This is a genomic window from Bacteroidota bacterium (assembly GCA_026391695.1).
Lineage (GTDB): Bacteria > Bacteroidota > Bacteroidia > Bacteroidales > JAGONC01 > JAPLDP01.
The window spans coordinates 1-20,257 of record JAPLDP010000018.1 but is presented as its reverse complement, the minus strand read 5'-3'; the positions used below and the strand labels follow the sequence as shown (position 1 = coordinate 20,257).

Here is a 20,257-nt window from a genome sequence, read left to right as displayed (position 1 = left end):
TTGATTTGATGCTGAAGAATAAAAAGATCGTTTATATTTCGCCCGTCCAATCAACCTTTGTAACGAAGGATATTAATTTATTATCTGGAAGATTCACTTTGTTAAATCCAAAACATCCATGGAATAATAAGTTCCTTACCCCCCTTGTGTTTATCATGCAGGCTTTTTTTTTACTGCGACACCAGTTTTCAATCAAGGCCATTTTTATAATGTTTGCAGGTTATTGGTCCTTACTGCCAACTCTATGGGGTAGACTTTTCAACAAGCCAGTTTATATTATACTTGGAGGCACCGAATGTGTATCTTTCCCTTCGATAGATTATGGAAGTTTGAGAAAGCCATTTCTAAGAATGGTAATCAAATGGTCTTTTCAATATTGTAAATGTTTACTTCCTGTCGATGAATCACAGGTTAAATCGGAAAATACATATTATGAAGGAGTCGACTCCCAGACGCAGGGTTTTAAATATTTTTTCCCTAAGCTTAGTACACCTTACAAGGTAATTCACAATGGCTTTGATATTACTTTCTGGAAAAGGGATCCAACTCAGGTTAAGAACCATGGTACTTTTATTACTGTGGCTTATATTAATAATTCAGCCGGGATTAAGCTTAAGGGAATTGATCTTATAATGCAACTTACTGTGATGTTTCCTGAAAATAAATTTATTATTATTGGTATTGATCCTAAAATTAGAAATGAATTTATTGGGATTCCTTCAAATCTTACTTTATATAACTCAATGTCTCCTGAAAAGATCAGAGGATTTCTGGCTGAATGTGAATTCTATTTGCAATTATCAATTTCCGAGGGATTTCCCAACTCATTATGTGAGGCTATGCTATGTGAATGTATTCCAATTGGGTCCAAGGTCGGAGGAATTCCTTTTATTATCGGGAAAAGCGGTGTTATAATCAGTCGTCGGGATGAAAGCATAATTGAAAGTGAAATAATAAATCTTCTTAATTTAGAAGAAAAAGAACGAAAGAAACTTGGGCGTGAAGCTCGAAAACGGATTGTTGAGAATTTTGCTATTGATAAAAGAGAAAAGGCTTTCATGCGACTGTTGGATACAGAAATATTTTAATGGATAGTTTGAAATAAAAAAATTATTATAAATCAAATGGGCGTCATCCAATATCAGTGAGATTAAATCCTATCTTGAATGAAAATCTCTAAAAAAATAGCACGAAATGTTGTTCTTCCAATTATTGTCAATCTTGGATTGGAAAAGGTATTGAGAAGTTTTGCGAAACATTCTATTTTAAATATTATGTTCCATGGTGTGGTATCCAGGAATGGTAATTTCTTTTCACCCAGACATATACCTGTCGAGCAATTTGATCGAATATTAAGATACCTTTCGAAAGAATTCGCATTGATTAGTATAAACGAAGCATTTCATTATTATCGGAACAACCTCAAGCCAACTAGAAGGACTATTACTGTTTCATTTGACGATGGTTACAAGAATAATCTACTGGTCGTGTTGCCTCTTATAGAGAAATATAAGATTAAAGCCACATTCTTTATTTCAAGTGCTTGCATAGATGAGCATTCGTATCCTTTCCTTTGGGCTGACGCATTAGCTTGTCTGAAATATTTTCATCAACAGGACACGGTCATAATTGATGATCTGAAATTCACAAACCTTGTCGAGGAATCATCCCAAATTCATCTAAGTGGATTTTTAAAAGAACAGGGCGCATTGAAGCGCGATAGTATTCTTGGGAACCTTTGTACAAAGTTCGATATAGTTAATAAAATAAGAAAAATACCATCTGAATTATGGGAACTCTTAAGCACGAAAGAAATAAAACAGTTATCTGACTCAAAATTGGTCGAAATTGGTTCTCATGGGCATCTACATTATAATTTGGCAAATATTGACAGATTCGATGCGTATAATGATATGCAAAAATCGAAAATCCTGCTGGAAAGTGTCCTCGATAAACAAGTCGAAAGCATAGCTTATCCGGATGGAAGCTATAATATGGATATTATAAACATGGCAACAGAGATTGGATTTACCAGCCAGTTGGCAGTTAATTATTTAAATGAATCAGATAGGAATGATCCACGTATTCTGAATCGTCACGGCATTTCAGCTACGACAACTTTTGAATCAAACATTTTTACATTGAATAAAACATTCTCTAAAAAGGGCTTCAGTTAAACATTTCGTTTTATGAGTGAATATTTTTTTAAACAAATAAATGAAAATTCTGCTGCACATATAAAACAATTATATAAGCGGTGTTTTAATTTACATAAATCTATAAAAGAAATTCGCCAAAAATACGCCACCGATCTGTTCGGACTGCGCGATATTGGATTTATTGCTTATGATGGTAAGGGAAAGCCTGGCGCTTATTATGGTGTATTCCCAATAACAATGACTATCGATGGGAATGATTATTTGGTTGCTCAGTCAGGAGATACCATGACTGCTCCAGAACATCGAAAAAAAGGATTATTTATAGATCTTGCAAAAAAAACATATGAATTGGCTAAAGAAAAAAATATTCAATTCATTTTTGGTTTTCCTAATGATAACTCTTATCCTGGATTTAAAATTAAACTGGATTGGGAATTCTTCGGATCTATGCAGGATTTTAAACTTTTTAGCAAAGCGGTTCCTTTATGCGAGTTTGTTTCAAAATTTAGATTATTAAAGCCTTTGTACAAAATATATTGCAATTTAATTCTTTCGACCTCCATGCTTAAACTAGATGAAAAAATTGCTGGTAGTTTTAATCATAATTTGTCATCTGGCCTGATTAAGAAAGATCTGAATTTTTTTAAATACAAGAGCAGAAATACATATCTGATAAAAGTTAATGATTTTATTTTTTTTGTTAAACCCGAGACCCATTTAATAATTGGAGATGTTGTGTTTTTTGAAGAAGAAATGACAGATCAGTTCATTCAAACTATGTATTCTCTAGCTAAAAAGTTAGGTTGTAAGAGGATTATACTGTCATTAAGTAAGAACCATTGGTTATATGGATTTTTAAAGGAAAGATTAGCATCCACCGATGAGTTACCTGTTGGTTTCCTAAGATTTAATAAAGACCAGCCCATTGATCAGATTTCTTTTACCAGAGCTGATTATGATACCTTTTAATTATAACATAACAATTAAAACCAATTTTTTTATCAGAAGTTTTAATCTTTTATTATTGAGGTGGTCTGAGAAATTAGGACAGGGAACTAAGTTGAACAAAAAGCGTAAACCTGTCAATTATAAAAAAGGCTAGAGAAAATTTTCAGCAGCATTCAAGACACAGGTTGTTCTTGAAGCATTAAAAGAGTGCTCCTGAATCACATGTGGAATTTTAAGAATTTTATACCAGAATTTAGATTTGTTTAGAGTGATATCAATCATAATCTGCACATATAACAGAGAAGCATACCTCAGGAGGTGTCTGAATAGTTTAATCCGTCAGAACATGGATAAAAAGCTTTACGAAATTATTCTTGTCAATAATAATTGCTCTGATCAGACAGATACATTTTGTAGGGATTTTATAGAAAGTAATCCGGAGATTCATTTTAAATACTTAATCGAGGACAACCAAGGATTATCATTTGCAAGGAATAAAGGCATAAGAGAAGCGAAAGGCGATATTCTACTGTTTATTGATGACGATGCTTATGCGCCTGAAAAGGATTATTTAAGCGTTATTCAATCATTCTTTGCAACACATCCTGATGTGGCTTCTATGGGGGGTAAAATCGTTCTTTTGTTTGAAGCACAAAAATCACATTGGATGACGGACTTTTTAATGCCCTTGATCTCGGCGAAGAAATGAAGCCATTCACTTATCATAAATTTCCTATTGGAGCTAATATGGCATTCAGGAAATATATTATTGATAAATACGGGGACTTTAACACAGCTTTGGGTCGTAAAGGTGATTTATTGGAAGGTAGTGAGGAAAAGAATCTTTTTAACCGCTTAAAGTCAAATAAAGAGAAAATTTATTATTTACCCGAGGCCATAGTCTTCCATATTGTCTCAGCTAGCAGACTGTCGCAGCGATTCATCAGAATGCAGGCTATTGGGATAGGTTTTAGTGAATGGAAACGATCATACTTTGAAGGGAATAATGCTGTTGTTATAAAGACATCCGGTGAAATATTCAAATGGCTGGCTTCCTTTATCTTGTTCTTCTGGTATTTAATAACATTAGAGGGGATTAAAGGTTGGATGATCGTAAAATTCAGATTTTATGTTACATTGGGATACCTGAAAGGAGTACAATCACAATTCAGAAAACATAAATCATAACATCTTTATCACGATAATTTTGGGATTAATGAAAATTGAATCATTTGTAAAACATTTACTCAGCAATGGATTTAAAGCATTCACTCTTGATAAACATAACTATCTCTTTTATAAATAAGAAATTCGAAAATTTTTGGATACACTAAAATTGGATGATTGCCTTGATTAATAATACATGTATTAATACAGAAAGCAAAGTTGGGAATAGTTGAGAAACAAGCGATAAAAGGTACTGTATATACCTATTTAGGTGTAATTATTGGATTCATCACCAATGGGATCATATTTCCCAGGATTCTGAAATCAGAGGAAATCGGGCTGCTAAGTATCCTTGTTTCTTACTCGTTGATTTTCGCTCAGCTGTCTTCACTCGGTTTCATCAGCACCACTACCAGGATGTTTACATTTTTCAGGGATCAGAACAAACAACATCATGGTTTTCTCTTTCTTGCCCTGTTGGTTACAACTATAGGATTTGTACTGTCATTGATCATATTCTTTATTGTAAAGCCCATCCTGGTCGAAAAAAGCCTTGAGAAGTCTTATCTGTTTTCGGAATATATTAACTATCTTATACCACTTATTGCATTTATTCTTTATTTCAACATCCTGGATAACTATTATAAGGTCCTTTATAATGCCGTCATAGGTACCTTTCTTAAAGAGCTATTCCAGAGGTTTTTAATACTCATCGGCATTATTCTTTTTTATTTCAGTATCGTAGATTTCAATCAATTTGTTATTGTTTATATTATATGCTTTGCGCTGCCCACGCTTATCATTATTTTATCACTGATCAAAGCCGGACAGTTCAATCTGAAACCGCAGTTTAAGTTTTTAACAAAGGATCTCTCCAGAACAATGACTCTGATGAGCTTATTTGGGATTATCTCAGCCTCAACAGGTGTCATCACCCTTAATATTGACAGAATTCTGATTGATGACATATTAGGTCTTGGTCCTACGGGTGTATACGTTACTGCCTTTTTCTTCGCAACGTTGGTTATTTTACCTTCACGGCCATTGTTAAAGATTTCTTCTGCTGTGATAGCAGATGCCTGGAGAAAGAACGATACTGTCAAATTAAATGATCTTTATTATAAGAGCTGCCTGAATCAGATGATCATTGGGTTGTTGCTATTGATCGGCCTTTGGGTAAATATTGACAATATCTTTAAAATCCTGCCACCGGTATATGAATCAGGTCGTTATGTCATCCTTTATATAGGAATATCCTTCCTTTTTGATATGGTCATTGGCGTTAATACGACCCTGGTGGCAAATTCAAGATATTATAAAGTAGGCGCGTTATATATGATTGTATGGGTGTTATTAGTCATTATTACAAATCTGATCCTCATACCAATATATGGAATTGTCGGTTCGGCCATTGCATCCGCTCTCTCAAAATTAATTGTCGATTCATTGGCTGTCCTATTTGTGTACGTGAAATTCAAAATGTTTCCTTATAATTATAAATTTCTGGTAATTCTTCTTATCGGGGGATTAGCTTATTTTATCGGGTACTTAATTCCAGAGATGCATCATTTTATTCTGGATATAATTATCAGAAGCTCTCTTGTCGCTGTGATATACATAATGCTGATTCTGGGACTCAGGCTATCGGAAGAGATGAATCAGAATTTTCACAAAACAATTAAAATACTGAAAGGAACTTTTAAAAAGAATTAAAAATCAATATATAGCGTCCGTTCCTTGTCGAGGATATTATTGACAAAGTGTGAGAGTGGGTAATCCTGGTTAAAGACCTTATGCAGTTCGCCTATCATGGGGAATTCGTCAACAGACCGTTTGTGGGCCAGAATTTTTTCAATGATGACATTCAGTGCGATGCACCCTTCGAGCACGACTTTATCCGAAATATTTTCGGTGAAGAAACCTTTCCCAATGAGCAGGCCCAGTGTGCGGTTGCGGCTCAGGTCATTGAGTGCGGTGAGGCTGAAGTCGCCATACCCGCAGTAATTGAACATAGTTTCTTCACGTCCACCAAAGAGCAGGAGAAGTTCCCTCATCTCATTGAAAGCTCGTGTGAGGACCAGAAAACGCAGATTGGTGGAGTTAAAGTGAGCGTCGACGATGCCGATGATGATGGCGTAGACGTTCTTAAATATACTCAGCAGCTCCACGCCCCGGAGGTCGGTGGAAAAATCCAGGAAAATATTTGTTCCCGCGAATAGGTCCGAAAAGATCCTGAAAAGATCCTGGTGTTCGGTAGCCAATGTGAATCCTGTCGGTGAATTGTTAATGATCTCGCGTGCGAATGTCGGCCCTTTCATCGCGCAAACGGGATTTTTAAATTTCTCACCCAGACATTCGGAGATGATCCTGTTTTCCTTGCAGAATCCTTTGGCCATGTTGACCAGAAGAGCCTGGGAGGGAAGCCTGGACTTTAGCTGCCGGAGATAGTCAACCACTACCACAGAGGGGATGGCTAAAAAAATGATCCCGGCCCGGCTGAGTATCTCTTCGCTGGTGCTGGCTTTCAGAGCGGTATGAAGGCGGATATTGGGGAAATACTTGTTGTTCAGGTGTGTGCTGTTGATGGATGCGGCTACCTCTTTTTCGATGGTTAGGAGATGGACATCCAATTCTTCTTTTGATGCCAGCACCTGGCCCAGTGCTGTACCGATAGAGCCGGCGCCGATGATGACGATGTTCCCATTGAGATTATCCATCCTGATAGAGTTGTTTGTTGTACAAATTTATACAAAACTACAATAAAATTAGGGGTCATCACAATAATGCGTACCTGGGATTAGAATTCGTGATTTAAATGGCCCAGGACTTCAGTCCTGGGGTTCAAAGCCAACTATGACGTGGGCTTTAGCCCGAAACAAACGCTTGAACACAGATTTTCACATATGCCATATCGTAAACAAGGTTTTGGGCTAAAGCCCGGTTTGGTGTTGTCTTCTTGACACCGTGCTAAAGCACGGAGTTATTCATTTCCCCGTGCTAAAGCACGGAGTTATTCACCTTCGTTACCCTGAAAGTACGCATTTCTGTGTAGATACAAAATTATATTAACCACGGAGGAATTCACGGAACAGCTTCAAGCGACATGTCGAGGCTTTTAATCTGGTGAGTGAGGGCGCCGACGGAGATGAAGTCGACACCTGTTTCAGCGTATTCCCTGATATTTTCGAGCCGTATGCTGCCTGATGCTTCTGTTTCATAGCGGCCCTGTATCATGCCGACGGCTTTTTTAAGCTCCACAGGGGAGAAATTATCCAGCATAATACGGTGAATGCCGCCGGCAGCGAGGACTTCATTGAGTTCAGCAAAGTCACGGACCTCTATCTCAATTTTAAGCTCCATCTTATTCCTGGCCAGGTATTGCCGTGTACTCTGAATTGAGTTGGTGATTCCGCCGGCAAAATCGATGTGGTTATCCTTGATGAGGATCATGTCGTACAGGCCTGCGCGGTGGTTATACCCACCACCGGTCCTGACGGCATATTTCTCCAGCTCGCGCCACAGTGGCGTCGTTTTACGCGTATCCAGCACCCTGGTGTGCAGTCCCTGCAACTGTGCAACAACCTTGTATGTATATGTGGCTATGCCGCTCAGGCGCTGCAGGAAATTCAATGCCAGCCGCTCTGCCGACAGTATGGCAATAGCTTGGCCCTCAATGGTAAAGGCTATGTCGCCCTTTTTAATAATGGTGCCATCCGGCATTGCAACATTGAAGTCAACATCGGGATCGACTTTCATAAAGACTTTCCTGGCTATATCAACGCCTGCCAGTATCCCTGCCTCTTTGATGAGCAAACGGGCTTTTTTCCGCGCCGATGATGGTATCGTCGCCAGGCTGGTATGATCAGCCTCTCCGATATCTTCCTGTAATGCCAGGCTGATGAGGTCGTCGACGGTCATGGTTTGTTCATTCAGCGTCAAACTGCAGTTGCTGTAAATATAATGTGCCGGAGAGCTTTTTTATCAGAATATAGGCTCTGAAGGTGGAGGATGCTGATTTATAGGTGCCGATAAAATACTGGGAGCCTGAATCGGAAGCCCCTTCGTGGTCGATGACAAATGACACCGGAGGATTTTTCGCGAAGAAGTCCTTGAGGATCAGCTCAGCCTGCGACTTGCTGTAGGTGCCCTCAACTGACGGAAGGGTGATGTTCACCGTTTTATCGAAATAGCCGGAAAGCCGGGCTGCATCACCGGAACGTATGGCTGCAGCGACCTCCTGCTTGATGTCGCCGGCCTGGTATAAATTTAATGCCCCCGGGATGCCGGATAACAGAATTATTAGTATTATTGAAAGGCTCTTCATAGTCACGAAATTTAGAATATCGCACAATAATTAAACCAAATAACGATGGGTAAATTCCATTGGTTCATACAAAGTTAGTATAATTGTGATGAAAAAACCGTGTCGGAAAAATTAAGTGTTTATGAAAATAACATTGCTGATGATCGGTAAAACGGAAGAGGACTGGCTCAGGAGCGGCATAGCTGAATATGAAAGCCGTGTAAAGCATTACATTCCCTTCACAGCCGTTATGATACCGGCTTTAAAACAAACCCGGCACCTTAGCGCCGTTCAGCAGAAACAGGAGGAGGGTGAGCTGATATTGAAGCACCTTAAACAGGATGATGTGGTCATTTTACTCGATGAGAAAGGAAAACACTTTTCATCGCCGGATTTTGCCGGTTTCATCCAGGATAAAATGAATGCCGGGATAAGGAACCTGGTTTTTATCATCGGGGGATCTTATGGTTTTGATGCAAAGATATATAAAATGGCTAACGGCATGGTGGCGCTGTCGATGATGACGTTTTCGCATCAGATGGTGCGGGTGATATTTATGGAGCAGCTATACAGGGCATTCACCATTCTGAGGAATGAGGCATATCATCATTGAAATCTATTTCCCCGGGCATTGGCTGATGATGCCTTCTCTGATATTTTTTCCGCCATAGCACTTGCCAAAGGCGAAACTGAACTGCTGTGCAAGTTTTTTAGCTGCCACCTCATACGCCTCTTTATCAGCCCATGTGTTTTTAGGGAGGAGCATCTCCTGGGGTACGCCGGGGCAGGAGAGCGGTACATTCAAATGGAATAGCGTATCCTCCACATATTCCACGTGATCCAGTTCGCCCGACAGGGCTGCATCCACCATTCTGCGCGTGAGGGATATGTCGATACGTTTACCTGTGCCATAGGCACCACCACTCCAGCCTGTGTTGATGAGAAACACGCGCGTGTGGTGTTTCTTCATTTTTTCACCCAGCATTTCGGCGTAGATATGTGGATTGCATGGCATAAATGGCTGGCCGAAGAACCGTGAGAAGGTGGCCTGCGGCTCGGTGATGCCTGTTTCGGTGCCTGCCAGCTTGCTGGTGTATCCCATCATAAACCACAGCATTGCCTGGTCGGGGTGCAACCGCGACACCGGCGGCAAAACACCACAGGCATCGGCAGTGAGGAAGAGGATGGTCGACGGGTGCCCTGCTGTGGACAACTCTTTGATGTTTTTCAGGTAGCTCAGCGGATAGGAGGCCCGGGAATTCTCGGTGAAACGTCCGTCAAAATAATCTATCCTGCCATTGGGGTATATCATGGCATTCTCGATAATGGCGCCGTGATTCAGGTAATGATCCTTGTGCATGACCGCGTCATAGATGTCCTTTTCCTTTGCAGGATTTATGTTGATCATTTTCGCATAGCAGCCATTTTCGAAGTTGGCGATGCCGGTGTCGCTCCAGCCATGCTCATCGTCGCCGAGGAGAGCCCTGCGGGGGTCGGCGGAGAGAGACGTTTTCCCTGTGCCCGACAGGCCGAGCAGCAGTGCCGATGCCCCGTCCTTTCCTTCATTGGCGGAACAGTGCAGCGGCAGTATGCCTTCAAAGGGCAGGTAGTAGTTCATGACGGTGAACATCATCTTCTTGACGCTGCCGCAATAGGCCGATCCGACAATGACGCCCATCCTGCGGTCAAAATCAATGGCGACCACCAGCGTGGAGGTTTTGCCATCAGGCGGCTTCCGCAGCCTGCCTTCATACTTTTTTTCATCCAGCTTATCATAGGGCATTTGTAAAATACTGAATCTTTTGCCGGCAAAGATGCTTTTATGGATATCAGCAGGAACTGGCCTGAACATGTTGTCGGTAAACAGGGCATGGAGTGCATGTGAAGTGACGAGCCGCACAGGCAGGGCATAGCTTACATCGGCGCCGACGACCCTGTCGGTGACATATATCTTATTCTTTTTTGCCATGAAAGCCAGGGCATCCTCAAAGAGCATGTCGAACGTCTCTTCATCGATGGGCAGGTTATTCTGCGATGTCCAGTCAATGTTGTTTTCACTGGCTGGCCGCCGGACCGTCACTGTATCCTTGGGGCTGCGGCCGGTAGATTCCACGGGTGTCCAGGTAGCCAGCGCGCCGCTGTCGGCGATCAGCGCCTCACGGTTATCCACGGCTTCCTGTATCATCTTGCTGCGTGAAGGATTGTTGAAGACATTTGGATGGGCTTCATCAGCCGCTTGTAAACGGTAATTCAGGGGGGATGTGTTGTTCATGATGTACTAATTGGCCTTACCCCCTTCACCTCCTCTCCTCCAGGAGAGGGGGACGGGGGGGGTGAGGTGGTTTGATTATTTTTTCTGTTTTTTTGCCTGTTCGCCCTGTTTTATCACAGCCTGCGCTGCGGCCACACGAGCTATCGGCACGCGGTATGGTGAGCAGCTGACGTAATTCATGCCTACCTTGTTACAGAATTCCACTGAGCTGGGCTCGCCGCCATGTTCCCCGCAGATGCCGATTTTCAGGTTGGGCCTGGTATGTCGTCCCTTGGTGATAGCCATTTCGATAAGCTGTCCGATACCTTCCTGGTCCAGCACCTGGAAGGGGTCGTACCTGAGTATACCCTTTTCGAGGTAGACGGGCAGGAACTTGCCGGCATCGTCGCGCGAGTAGCCGAATCCCATTTGCGTCAGGTCGTTGGTGCCAAAGGAGAAAAACTCCGCCGACCGTGCTATCTGGTCGGCGACGAGGGCTGCACGGGGCACTTCGATCATGGTTCCGACAAGGTAGTCGATGCGGTCTTTTTTTTCCTTGAAAACCATTTCAGCGGTCTGCCTCACAATATCCTCCTGCATTTTCATCTCTTCATAGGTGCCTGTGAGGGGTACCATGATCTCGGGTATGGCTTTGATGCCTTTTTTCTTCAGGTTGAGTGCTGCTTCGATGATGGCACGGGCCTGCATCTCCGAAATTTCAGGGTAGGTGTTGCCGAGGCGGCAGCCACGGTGGCCGAGCATGGGGTTGAATTCAGCCAGCTGTTCCACCTTGGCTTTGATTTCATCCACGCTGACGCCCATTTCTTTCGCCATCTCCTTCTGATTTTTTTCCTCATGTGGGACAAATTCATGCAAAGGCGGGTCGAGGAGGCGGATGGTGACGGGCAGGCCCTGCATAGCTTCGAAGATGCCCTCGAAGTCGGCACGTTGTATGGGCAGCAGCTTGGCAAGGGCTATACGGCGTCCTTTGGAGTCGTTGGCGAGGATCATCTCGCGCATGGCTCTGATGCGGTGGCCTTCGAAGAACATGTGCTCGGTGCGGCACAGGCCGATGCCTTTGGCGCCAAAGCCGCGGGCTACAGTAGCATCATGCGGCGTGTCGGCATTGGTTCGCACATACATACGCGTATGCTTGTCGGCCAGCTTCATCAGCTTGCCAAAGTCACCGCTGAGTTCCGGATCTTTAGTGGCTATCTTGCCTTGGTACACTTCACCTTTGGAGCCATTGAGTGAGATCCAGTCACCTTCTTTAAGTATCAGCCCGTGGGTTGTGAGGGTTTTTTCCTTATAGTCGACTCTGATATTCCCTGCGCCTGACACGCAGCATTTTCCCATGCCTCTGGCGACGACGGCGGCGTGCGATGTCATGCCACCGCGTGCGGTGAGAATGCCTTTGGCAATGTTCATACCCTTCAGGTCTTCGGGTGAGGTTTCCACGCGCACAAGTATCACATCCTTCTTCATGACAGCCCACTTTTCGGCATCTTCGGCATGGAAGACGATCTGTCCGGTGGCAGCGCCGGGTGATGCCGGCAGACCTTTGGCGATGACGTCGGCACGGGCCAGCGCTCCTTTGTCAAATACCGGATGTAGCAGTTCATCCAGCTTGTTGGGCTCGATGCGGAGCAGGGCTGTCTTCTCATCGAGGAGTTTTTCCTTCAGCATGTCCATGGCAATCTTCACCATGGCAGCGCCGGTACGTTTTCCGTTACGGGTCTGCAGCAGCCACAGCTTGCCCTCCTGTATGGTGAACTCCAGGTCCTGCATATCCGTGTAATGCTTTTCAAGCTTGTTTTGTATCCTGAAAAGTTCCTTATACAATTTCGGCATCGTTTCTTCGAGGGAGTGGTAGAGCGTTTTCCTGTCTTTTTCAGAGACACCAGCCAGCTTAGCCCACCGTTTGGAGCCTTCCAGAGTGATCTGTTGCGGTGTGCGTATGCCGGCGACGACATCTTCGCCCTGGGCGTTGATGAGGTATTCTCCGTTGAAGAGGTTTTCGCCTGTGCCGGCATCGCGTGTGAAAGCTACGCCGGTAGCTGAGCTGCTGCCCATGTTGCCGAAGACCATAGCCTGCACATTCACGGCAGTGCCCCAGTCATCGGGTATGTCATTAAGCTGGCGGTACACCTTGGCACGGTCATTCATCCAGCTGCCAAATACAGCCAAGATGGAGCCCCAGAGCTGTTCCCATGGATCATCCGGAAAGTCCTTACCGGTGGTTTTTTTAACGGCTTTCTTGAATTTCACGACAAGTTCCTTCAGGTCGTCAGTTTTCATGTCCGTGTCGAGCCTGACGCCTTTTTTCTCTTTCATGGTGTCGATGATCTCTTCAAACGGATCGACATCTTCTTTTGTGGCCGGCTTGAGGCCGAGGACGACGTCGCCGTACATTTGTACAAAGCGGCGATAGGAGTCCCACACAAACCGTTCATTGCCTGTTTTCTTTGTGAGCCCTTTGACCACCTCGTCATTTAATCCCAGGTTGAGCACGGTGTCCATCATACCGGGCATGGATGCCCTGGCGCCGCTGCGGACGGAAAGGAGCAGGGGATTTTTTGGATCACCAAATTTTGACCCCATGATTTTTTCCACATTCTTCACCGATTCTTCCACCTCTTTGGTGATCATCTTCACCACCTTGTCGTGGCCCCGTGTGTAGTCGGTACACATCTCGGTGGTGATGGTAAAGCCCGGAGGAACGGGCACGCCGATGAGGTTCATCTCGGCAAGGTTGGCACCTTTGCCACCCAGAAGGCCTTTCATCTTTGCATTGCCTTCGGCTTTTTTATCGCCGAAGAAATAGACATTTTTGCGCTTTATTTCTTTTGACATGGTATTGTGATTAAGACTTATTATTTTTTATTGGCCTCACCCCCCGTCCCCCTCTCCTCCAGGAGAGGGGGTGAAGGGGGTAAGGTGGATTGGTTTATATCATTTGATATTAAGAAACACAGATGACACGGAGTACGTGGAATATCATGGAATGGCGTATCAGCATGTTTGGATTATTTTTTGAAAATAAGGTGCAATGTTACGAAAAATTCAGATTGGGAAAGTATTGCGAAAAATTATTCGAGGAGCGGGGAGCAAATGGCGAACGATATATTTCGCTCCTCGCTATTCGCTCTTCTTCGCTCTTCACGTCGGTACCGTTAGGGACGGAATAAAAAATCCCAAATAAATTCCTGATTACAAATGAGAGCGGATCAAAATAAGATTTAACCTCTAAAGGATGAGAATTCAAAATATTGTAACTTTGAATAATGAATCCTGAAACATTAAATAAAACTAAAATACTTCAGTTATTGCTCCTGAATTCTGGTAAAATGAAGGAGTTTGGGGTAAAAAGGATTGGTCTTTTTGGTTCATATGTCCGGAATGAACCAACGCCGGATAGCGATATTGATTTTATTGTTGAATTTAATCCGGGAAAAAAGAATTACAAAAATTTCATTCATTTGGCCTACTTCCTTGAAAGCATTTTAAATAAAGAAGTGGATCTTTTGACACACGGCTCACTGAGCCCATATCTTAAGCCGTATATTTTCAAAGAGATTGAGTATGTCTCCTTCAGCCATTGAGTTTCTCAGACATATTTTAGATGAAGTTAGATATCTTAAAGATGAATCGAAGGATCTGACTTTTGCGGAATTCATTGAAAATCCTACATTAATAAGGGCCTTTACAAGAAGCCTCGAAATTATCGGCGAGGCAGCTAAGAAAGTTCCGGAAGTCTTGAAAAATAAATATCCGGATATCGAATGGAAAAACATTTCTGGAATGCGTGATAAATTGGTGCATGAGTATTTTGGGATTGATTATGATCTGGTATGGGATGTTGTTAAAAATGAACTGGATGAATTGTATTCCCAAATCGAAAGTATTATTAATCGTGAAAAAGAATAAGTTGAGCGAGGAGCGAAGAGCAAGGAGCGAATGGCGAACGAAATATTTCGCTCCTCGCTCTTCGCTCCTCACATCTAGTAGAAAGGGCTGACTTTATGAAAACGATAACTTCGTTTTTAGTTTTAAAGTCAACCCTTTTGGCCCCTATTGATCTGTCTCCCCCTCCACTATTACAAAGAAAAGGTATATTTTACGAATTTAATCTCTCAAAACTTGTTCACATTTGCAATTTATATTATCAATTTTGGTTATCCAGGCATCTTTATATCCTTTCTTCTGCATATCTTTTAATAATGGTTGTGCTTCTGCAATACTTGAAAAGCTACCGGTAAAATATCTGACATAACCGTCATTGCAAGTGCAAATGATCAATTTGGTAATATCTTTAAAGAGCTTATCCTCCCTGACATTTGAGGCTGCTATCTGGATGCTGTAAGTTGTCCCGGAAATATCAGATTTATTGATTTTTGATGTTTCAGGTGATGTGGATTTTTTATTTGGATCTGAAGGTGCCTTGGCGTTCTCTTTCTTGTCAGTACCTGGTTCATTTTGCTCAGACTGAATTTTTTGTTTATTGACATCTTTTATCAAATTGAAAAAATTAAGATTAAAAGAACCAATTGAGAGACTATCGCCGGCAGAAAATTTATCTAAATAGTTGGAAGTAGTTGTATCAGAAACTTTTATAAACCCGGTGATTTTGATTTCTGTACGCCTGTTTGCCTGATGTTGTTCAGCAGTGCATGTTACCCCATTTGTACAACTGTTGACAAGCTGACTTTCGCCATATCCTTTGAATACGATATTCGATGGTTTTACACCTTTTTCAATAATATAGTTTACGGCTGATTCTGCCCTTCGTTCCGATAGTTTTTGATTATAGATATCGCTTCCTCTTGAATCGGTATGGGAACCAAGCTCAACAGTTATTTCAGGATGTTCCCCCAGGAAAGAGGCCGCTTTGTCAAGTTCAATTGCAGCGTCGGGGCGGATATTCCATTTATCATAGTCATAATAGATTTTTTCAATTCTGAATACCTGGTTAAGTTCCAGTTTACTTAATAGCAAATCTCTTTTCGCATGTATCGATGTATCAACTGGATTTTGAGAAATATTCATGTTAAGGGTGTCGGAATTATACTCTTCTTTCATGGCTTTGAGAGTAAGGCTATGGCCCTTATCAACTCGTTGCGAGTAATAGCCTGATGCATTTGTCTTTAGTATTTTTACTATTCCCTTTTCTTTATCCCAAATAAATACTGTAGCATTTGCAATAGGTTTCAAAGTGGCTTCATCTTTGACAAAACCATTGATTGAGTATACATAGACAGGCTTTACCGGGGGTTTTTCCTCTTTAAGCTGGCGTACGATATATATATCATCATTGCCGAGACCACCAGGACGGTTTGAGCTGATGAATGATAAATTTTTATTCAGAATGAGAATGCCGAAATCGTCTTCTGTTGAATTAAAAGGTGCCATCAGGTTCTCAGGTGTTGACCAATAGCCATAGACTTTTACAGATCTGAACAGGTCGAGGCTGCCATAACCCGGGTGTCCGTCGGAGGCGAAGTATAAAGTTGAATCATTATACAAGTATGGAAACATTTCAGCAGCAAACGTATTGATATTGGTACCAAGATTTATCGGTTGCGACCAGCCAACCGTATCCACATAATGACAGGTATAAATATCTGTGCGACCATAGCCACCCGGCATGTCAGAAACAAAATAAATTGTTTTTGAATCACTTGAAAAGACAGGATGTCCAACAGAATATTTGTCATTGTTGAGAAACAATGGTTTTGGGTCAGTCCACTGTTCCTTTTTGTATTCCGAAAAAAATATCTTCAACTTATTTGTATAAAGCTTTGAAGAATCAATATTACCACGTTCTCTAACGGATCTGGTAAAATAGATCATACTAAAATCCTTGTTAAATGAAGCGGGGCCATCATGATATACATTATTAATCTTTTGCGAAAATAACCCTGGGGATTGAAAAGAAATTTTCCTGCTTGTCGTATCCATTTTAGCAAAATACAGGTTCAAATAATAATCGCCTGTCCACCCAAATATCTTCGCATCTTTACCAGGTCTGTCGCTGGCAAAAATAATCCCGTCTTTAAAAATGGCAGGTGAGAAATCTGCAAAAGAAGAATTTAAAGCAGCAGCGTTTTCAATTGAATATTTTGTCTTTGGTGTCCAATTGAAAAGAGAATCAACGAATGAGAAATAATTACTGCTCTTTTGGTCTCCCGGCGACAAGCTATCATATTTCACAAACCATTTTTGGGATTCAAGATATTTACCATTACTTCTCAACGACTGAGCATAATAATAATATGTTGTTGCCGAAACTGAATCGAATGTCACAGCTTTGGCATACCATTTCGAAGCTTCTTTATAATTATTGATACGCCTGTAACTATCTGCAAGCTTTAAAGTCGCTTCCTCAGCATCTTTATTTCCTTTTTCTATCACTGAAAGATATAAAGGAATAGCTTTAGCGTATTCAAACATCTCATAATAGCGATTTGCTTTCTGGATTTGGGCAGAAGAGCCAAATGAAATGGCAAAAGCAAAAAACGCGGTTAGAATACATATTTTCGTTGCATTCATAGAAAAGGGTGTTGTGAATGAATAATATTAATAATAATAGAATTAGAAATATCTGGGTGTCAGTTCTCTTGATTTAAATAATCTGAAATCATAGCTAATCATTATCTCATGCGAACCATTGGTATAGTTTTTCAGCTCACTTAATGTCGCATCATAAGAATACCCAATCCGAAGCCCCTGTGCCAGATGCAATTGTGCCATAAATACTATAGCATTGACCAGATTTCGGTATGAAATACCCACTTCAAAAGTTTTCTTCATCAGGAAACTCACATTAAGGTCAACATTTATCGGAGCATTAGGGGCGTACTTGATGAGTGTTGATGGTTTAAAGACCAGATCCTCACTGATTTCAAGTGCATAGCCACTTGTCAGGTAAAAATGTCTGGTCAGGTTAGCATAAACAATCTCATCAGATGAAACAGGGGAGATTATATTCTCAAATAAGTGTCGCGATGATAGTCCGACATAGAACTTAGAGGTGTAGTAATAAATGCCAAAGTTTGCATCTGGTCTGGGTTTGCTGTTGGGACGGTTCAGGTAAATTGGGTCATTTACATCATGGACTGATGTTTTATCCCAGTCAATATTGAGTTGGGTCAGCCCAACCTGAAGTCCTAAAGATAATTTGGCCTTTCCAATTGTAATCCTGTAAACATAGTTGCCAACAACTCCAAATTCCTGGCTTGGTCCCAATTTATAGCTATAAATATAACCACCGACAGCGATGCTTTCATTTCGAAGTGGCGAATGGACGCTTAATGTCAATGTACGTGGAGCACCGGACATACCCACCCATTGATAGCGGTTATCCACCGTTGCAGTCAATACTTCCCTGCTACCCGAATAACCAGGATTGATGACAATTGGATTGAACATATACTGGCTGTATAGCGGATCATGCTGTGCCAAAGCTTGACAGCCTGAGAACACCAGAACGAAGATCAATAACTTTCTCATATGATTATTTTCTATGTTATTATTTTTTATGTTTTTCAGTCAATAATTAATAATGTATATAGACCCAGCCATTGTAAACCTGATGAATTTTTTCCAGCCTGAGGATATAATAATAGGTACCGGCAGGCAAAAGTCCTCCGCTTTTATTGGTTCCATCCCAACGTACTTCATAATTATTATAATTCCGGAATGATCTGACCTGATCACCCCATTGGTTGAAGATCAACAATTCATTTTCAGGATACATTTCAATTCCTTCAATATAAAAGAAGTCATTGAATCCATCACCATTTGGTGTTATCGTATTAGAAATTATGATTGGTGGTTCTCGACCTTTAGAGTCGATATAGATATATGCATCATCACATAATTGTGGAGCGCCATTGTCGCATACGGTATAGCAAATAGAATCCCATCCTTCATAATCCAGGTCGGGCGTGTAGGTGACTAATAGACCATCATTTATAGTGACGGTACCGTTTGCCGGCTCACCACAAATACTCAGGGTAAGAGAATTGCCGTCAGGGTCTGAAACATGACCATTGAGATCAATTATCTTTGGTATATTAACGAGCGTTGAGTCTTCTATATTTTCAGCCACAGGTGGATGGTTTATTGTGGTTATATTTATATAAACCGTCGCCGTATCGCAGAGACCACTAAAATTACATACCTGGTAATCAAAATCATCATCTCCAGTAAAGTCAATAAAAGGTGTGTAGGTTACCGCTCCGGTGGCATTATTCACAATTACACTTCCATTTAAAGGCTGACGGGCAATAATGATCGTTGACGAATTTAATGAATTCAGGCAATCGAAATCATTAGCTATGATATTAATATCAACAGCTGCTGTGTTTTGCGGAGTGCTTGCATAATCATCATTGGCTAATGGTGGTGATAACACCGATACATTAGTTATGCATGTACTGGTATTGGAGTTAATATCTGTAACAGTCCAAATAACATTTGTCGTACCGACAGGATAAGTGCCAGATGCATTGGAGGTGCCAGTATAACTGTTAATATAAGTGGGAATTCCACAGTTGTCATCTACTTCAGGTTCATCAACAATGATATCTGCTTCACATATTCCTTTTTCAGTGATGAAAAGGATATTTTCAGGACAGATAATTGATGGTGCAGTCGCATCGGTCACGGTCACAGTCATTTCACATGTATTACTGTTCCCATATATATCAATGACAGTCCAAATGATAGTAGTTATACCAACATTAAACTGTGCAGGAGCATTGTTTGTGACAGAGGCAACCTGGCAGTTATCATTTACAACGGGAGCTCCTAATTCAATGTCTGTTGCGAAACATTGACCAGGATCTGTTGTGACAGTAACATTAGCAGGGCAAGTGATTGATGGAATTTGATTATCAGTGACTGTAATGGTCTGCTGACAAGTTGCTGTATTCCCTGCATTGTCGGTGACAGTCCAAATGACAGTCGTTACACCGACCATAAACTGGTCAGGAGCATCGTTGGTTACTGAGGCTACAACACAGTTATCGGAGGTGACAGGAGAGCCAAGGTTTACTGTGGCAAAGCAAACATCAGCATCCGTAATGGTACTGATATTAGCAGGACAGGTAATAGATGGAATTTCCCCGTCAACTACTATTACTGACTGTGTACATTGGGCAGTGTTGCCATTATAATCGGTGACAGTCCAGGTTACAACAGTTGTCCCAACAGAGAAAGTAGCAGGAGCATTATTGTTGACAGATGCCACACCGCAATTATCCGAAGTTACCGCGCTGCCAAGGCTCACGCCAGTGGCATAACATTGACCTAAGTCGGCATTGACCATGACATTGGCCGGACAGCTGATTGACGGATTCTGATTATCGGTAACAATAACCAGTTGTTGGCAAGTAGCTGTATTTCCCGCATTGTCGGTGACCGTCC

Annotated in this window: 18 protein-coding genes; 10 read left to right on the top strand and 8 right to left on the bottom strand. The window is 41.7% G+C overall.

The window, feature by feature from the left end:
- Nucleotides 1–8: 8 nt before the first annotated feature.
- The 6 genes from NT175_00730 (at nucleotide 9) to NT175_00705 (ending at nucleotide 5,987) form a co-directional block, all read left to right on the top strand.
- Nucleotides 9–1,088 carry a glycosyltransferase family 4 protein gene (locus tag NT175_00730; GenBank protein MCX6233239.1) on the top strand — a complete coding sequence of 360 codons (1,080 nt, stop codon included), beginning with the start codon at nucleotides 9–11 and terminating at the stop codon, nucleotides 1,086–1,088.
- Between the two features lie 78 nt (nucleotides 1,089–1,166).
- Nucleotides 1,167–2,177 (top strand): polysaccharide deacetylase family protein, encoded by a 1,011-nt coding sequence (locus NT175_00725; protein MCX6233238.1) that lies wholly within the window; start codon nucleotides 1,167–1,169, stop codon nucleotides 2,175–2,177.
- 12 nt (nucleotides 2,178–2,189) lie between these two features.
- Nucleotides 2,190–3,128, top strand: a complete 939-nt coding sequence (locus tag NT175_00720) for a GNAT family N-acetyltransferase (GenBank protein MCX6233237.1) — start codon at nucleotides 2,190–2,192, stop codon at nucleotides 3,126–3,128.
- A gap of 247 nt (nucleotides 3,129–3,375) precedes the next feature.
- Nucleotides 3,376–3,816 (top strand): glycosyltransferase family A protein, encoded by a 441-nt coding sequence (locus tag NT175_00715; protein MCX6233236.1) that lies wholly within the window; start codon nucleotides 3,376–3,378, stop codon nucleotides 3,814–3,816.
- Complete coding sequence (locus NT175_00710) at nucleotides 3,813–4,295, top strand: hypothetical protein (GenBank protein MCX6233235.1); 483 nt, start codon at nucleotides 3,813–3,815, stop codon at nucleotides 4,293–4,295. The genes NT175_00715 and NT175_00710 overlap by 4 nt, the downstream gene beginning before the upstream one ends.
- 198 nt (nucleotides 4,296–4,493) lie before the next feature.
- Nucleotides 4,494–5,987: a polysaccharide biosynthesis protein gene (locus tag NT175_00705; protein MCX6233234.1), complete on the top strand. Its 1,494-nt coding sequence runs from the start codon at nucleotides 4,494–4,496 to the stop codon at nucleotides 5,985–5,987.
- On the opposite strand, the gene NT175_00700 is transcribed toward NT175_00705, so the two are convergent.
- The 3 genes from NT175_00700 to NT175_00690 all read right to left on the bottom strand — a co-directional run bounded on the left by NT175_00700 (nucleotide 5,984) and on the right by NT175_00690 (nucleotide 8,598).
- Nucleotides 5,984–6,991, bottom strand: coding sequence for an NAD(P)-binding domain-containing protein (locus NT175_00700; protein MCX6233233.1), 1,008 nt, complete (start codon nucleotides 6,989–6,991; stop codon nucleotides 5,984–5,986). The two genes, NT175_00705 and NT175_00700, sit on opposite strands and share 4 nt — an antisense overlap.
- Nucleotides 6,992–7,355: 364 nt before the next feature.
- Nucleotides 7,356–8,207, bottom strand: coding sequence for a carboxylating nicotinate-nucleotide diphosphorylase (gene nadC, locus NT175_00695; GenBank protein MCX6233232.1), 852 nt, complete (start codon nucleotides 8,205–8,207; stop codon nucleotides 7,356–7,358).
- A complete protein-coding gene (locus NT175_00690; protein ID MCX6233231.1) occupies nucleotides 8,200–8,598 on the bottom strand; it encodes a DUF4783 domain-containing protein in 399 nt (132 codons plus the stop codon). The genes nadC and NT175_00690 overlap by 8 nt, the downstream gene beginning before the upstream one ends.
- 121 nt (nucleotides 8,599–8,719) lie before the next feature.
- On the opposite strand from NT175_00690, the gene rlmH reads away from it, so the two are divergent.
- Complete coding sequence (gene rlmH / locus NT175_00685; GenBank protein MCX6233230.1) at nucleotides 8,720–9,190, top strand: 23S rRNA (pseudouridine(1915)-N(3))-methyltransferase RlmH; 471 nt, start codon at nucleotides 8,720–8,722, stop codon at nucleotides 9,188–9,190.
- A gap of 3 nt (nucleotides 9,191–9,193) precedes the next feature.
- Here the strand turns inward: rlmH and NT175_00680 are convergent, their stop codons facing one another.
- On the bottom strand, nucleotides 9,194–10,849 hold the full coding sequence (locus NT175_00680; GenBank protein ID MCX6233229.1) for a phosphoenolpyruvate carboxykinase (ATP): 1,656 nt from the start codon (nucleotides 10,847–10,849) through the stop codon (nucleotides 9,194–9,196).
- 75 nt (nucleotides 10,850–10,924) lie between these two features.
- Complete coding sequence (ppdK, locus tag NT175_00675; protein MCX6233228.1) at nucleotides 10,925–13,681, bottom strand: pyruvate, phosphate dikinase; 2,757 nt, start codon at nucleotides 13,679–13,681, stop codon at nucleotides 10,925–10,927.
- A 122-nt stretch (nucleotides 13,682–13,803) separates the two neighbouring features.
- On the opposite strand from ppdK, the gene NT175_00670 reads away from it, so the two are divergent.
- The 3 genes from NT175_00670 (at nucleotide 13,804) to NT175_00660 (ending at nucleotide 14,755) form a co-directional block, all read left to right on the top strand.
- Complete coding sequence (locus tag NT175_00670) at nucleotides 13,804–14,016, top strand: hypothetical protein (protein ID MCX6233227.1); 213 nt, start codon at nucleotides 13,804–13,806, stop codon at nucleotides 14,014–14,016.
- 159 nt (nucleotides 14,017–14,175) lie between these two features.
- Entirely contained in the window at nucleotides 14,176–14,430 is a 255-nt protein-coding gene (locus NT175_00665; GenBank protein ID MCX6233226.1) for a nucleotidyltransferase family protein, read from the top strand.
- A complete protein-coding gene (locus NT175_00660; protein ID MCX6233225.1) occupies nucleotides 14,411–14,755 on the top strand; it encodes a DUF86 domain-containing protein in 345 nt (114 codons plus the stop codon). Before NT175_00665 ends, NT175_00660 begins: the two co-directional genes overlap by 20 nt.
- 198 nt (nucleotides 14,756–14,953) lie before the next feature.
- On the opposite strand, the gene NT175_00655 is transcribed toward NT175_00660, so the two are convergent.
- From NT175_00655 to NT175_00645, 3 genes are all read right to left on the bottom strand, one after another.
- A complete protein-coding gene (locus NT175_00655; protein ID MCX6233224.1) occupies nucleotides 14,954–17,377 on the bottom strand; it encodes an OmpA family protein in 2,424 nt (807 codons plus the stop codon).
- 42 nt (nucleotides 17,378–17,419) lie between these two features.
- Nucleotides 17,420–18,337 (bottom strand): type IX secretion system membrane protein PorP/SprF, encoded by a 918-nt coding sequence (locus tag NT175_00650; GenBank protein MCX6233223.1) that lies wholly within the window; start codon nucleotides 18,335–18,337, stop codon nucleotides 17,420–17,422.
- 46 nt (nucleotides 18,338–18,383) lie between these two features.
- Nucleotides 18,384–20,257, bottom strand: a 1,874-nt coding sequence (locus NT175_00645; protein ID MCX6233222.1) for an HYR domain-containing protein, incomplete at its 5' end; no start/stop codon positions are given.

Excerpts from the sequence above, each read along its gene's own strand:
- NT175_00710 (MCX6233235.1), top strand. The coding sequence starts at position 3,813 with ATGAAGCCATTCACTTATCATAAATTTCCTATTGGAGCTAATATGGCA.
- NT175_00660 (MCX6233225.1), top strand. The coding sequence starts at position 14,411 with ATGTCTCCTTCAGCCATTGAGTTTCTCAGACATATTTTAGATGAAGTT.
- rlmH (MCX6233230.1), top strand. The coding sequence starts at position 8,720 with ATGAAAATAACATTGCTGATGATCGGTAAAACGGAAGAGGACTGGCTC.
- NT175_00650 (MCX6233223.1), bottom strand. The coding sequence starts at position 18,337 with ATGAGAAAGTTATTGATCTTCGTTCTGGTGTTCTCAGGCTGTCAAGCT.
- NT175_00730 (MCX6233239.1), top strand. The coding sequence starts at position 9 with ATGCTGAAGAATAAAAAGATCGTTTATATTTCGCCCGTCCAATCAACC.
- NT175_00655 (MCX6233224.1), bottom strand. The coding sequence starts at position 17,377 with ATGAATGCAACGAAAATATGTATTCTAACCGCGTTTTTTGCTTTTGCC.
- NT175_00670 (MCX6233227.1), top strand. The coding sequence starts at position 13,804 with ATGACACGGAGTACGTGGAATATCATGGAATGGCGTATCAGCATGTTT.
- NT175_00680 (MCX6233229.1), bottom strand. The coding sequence starts at position 10,849 with ATGAACAACACATCCCCCCTGAATTACCGTTTACAAGCGGCTGATGAA.
- NT175_00720 (MCX6233237.1), top strand. The coding sequence starts at position 2,190 with ATGAGTGAATATTTTTTTAAACAAATAAATGAAAATTCTGCTGCACAT.
- NT175_00690 (MCX6233231.1), bottom strand. The coding sequence starts at position 8,598 with ATGAAGAGCCTTTCAATAATACTAATAATTCTGTTATCCGGCATCCCG.
- ppdK (MCX6233228.1), bottom strand. The coding sequence starts at position 13,681 with ATGTCAAAAGAAATAAAGCGCAAAAATGTCTATTTCTTCGGCGATAAA.
- NT175_00665 (MCX6233226.1), top strand. The coding sequence starts at position 14,176 with ATGAAGGAGTTTGGGGTAAAAAGGATTGGTCTTTTTGGTTCATATGTC.
- NT175_00700 (MCX6233233.1), bottom strand. The coding sequence starts at position 6,991 with ATGGATAATCTCAATGGGAACATCGTCATCATCGGCGCCGGCTCTATC.
- NT175_00725 (MCX6233238.1), top strand. The coding sequence starts at position 1,167 with ATGAAAATCTCTAAAAAAATAGCACGAAATGTTGTTCTTCCAATTATT.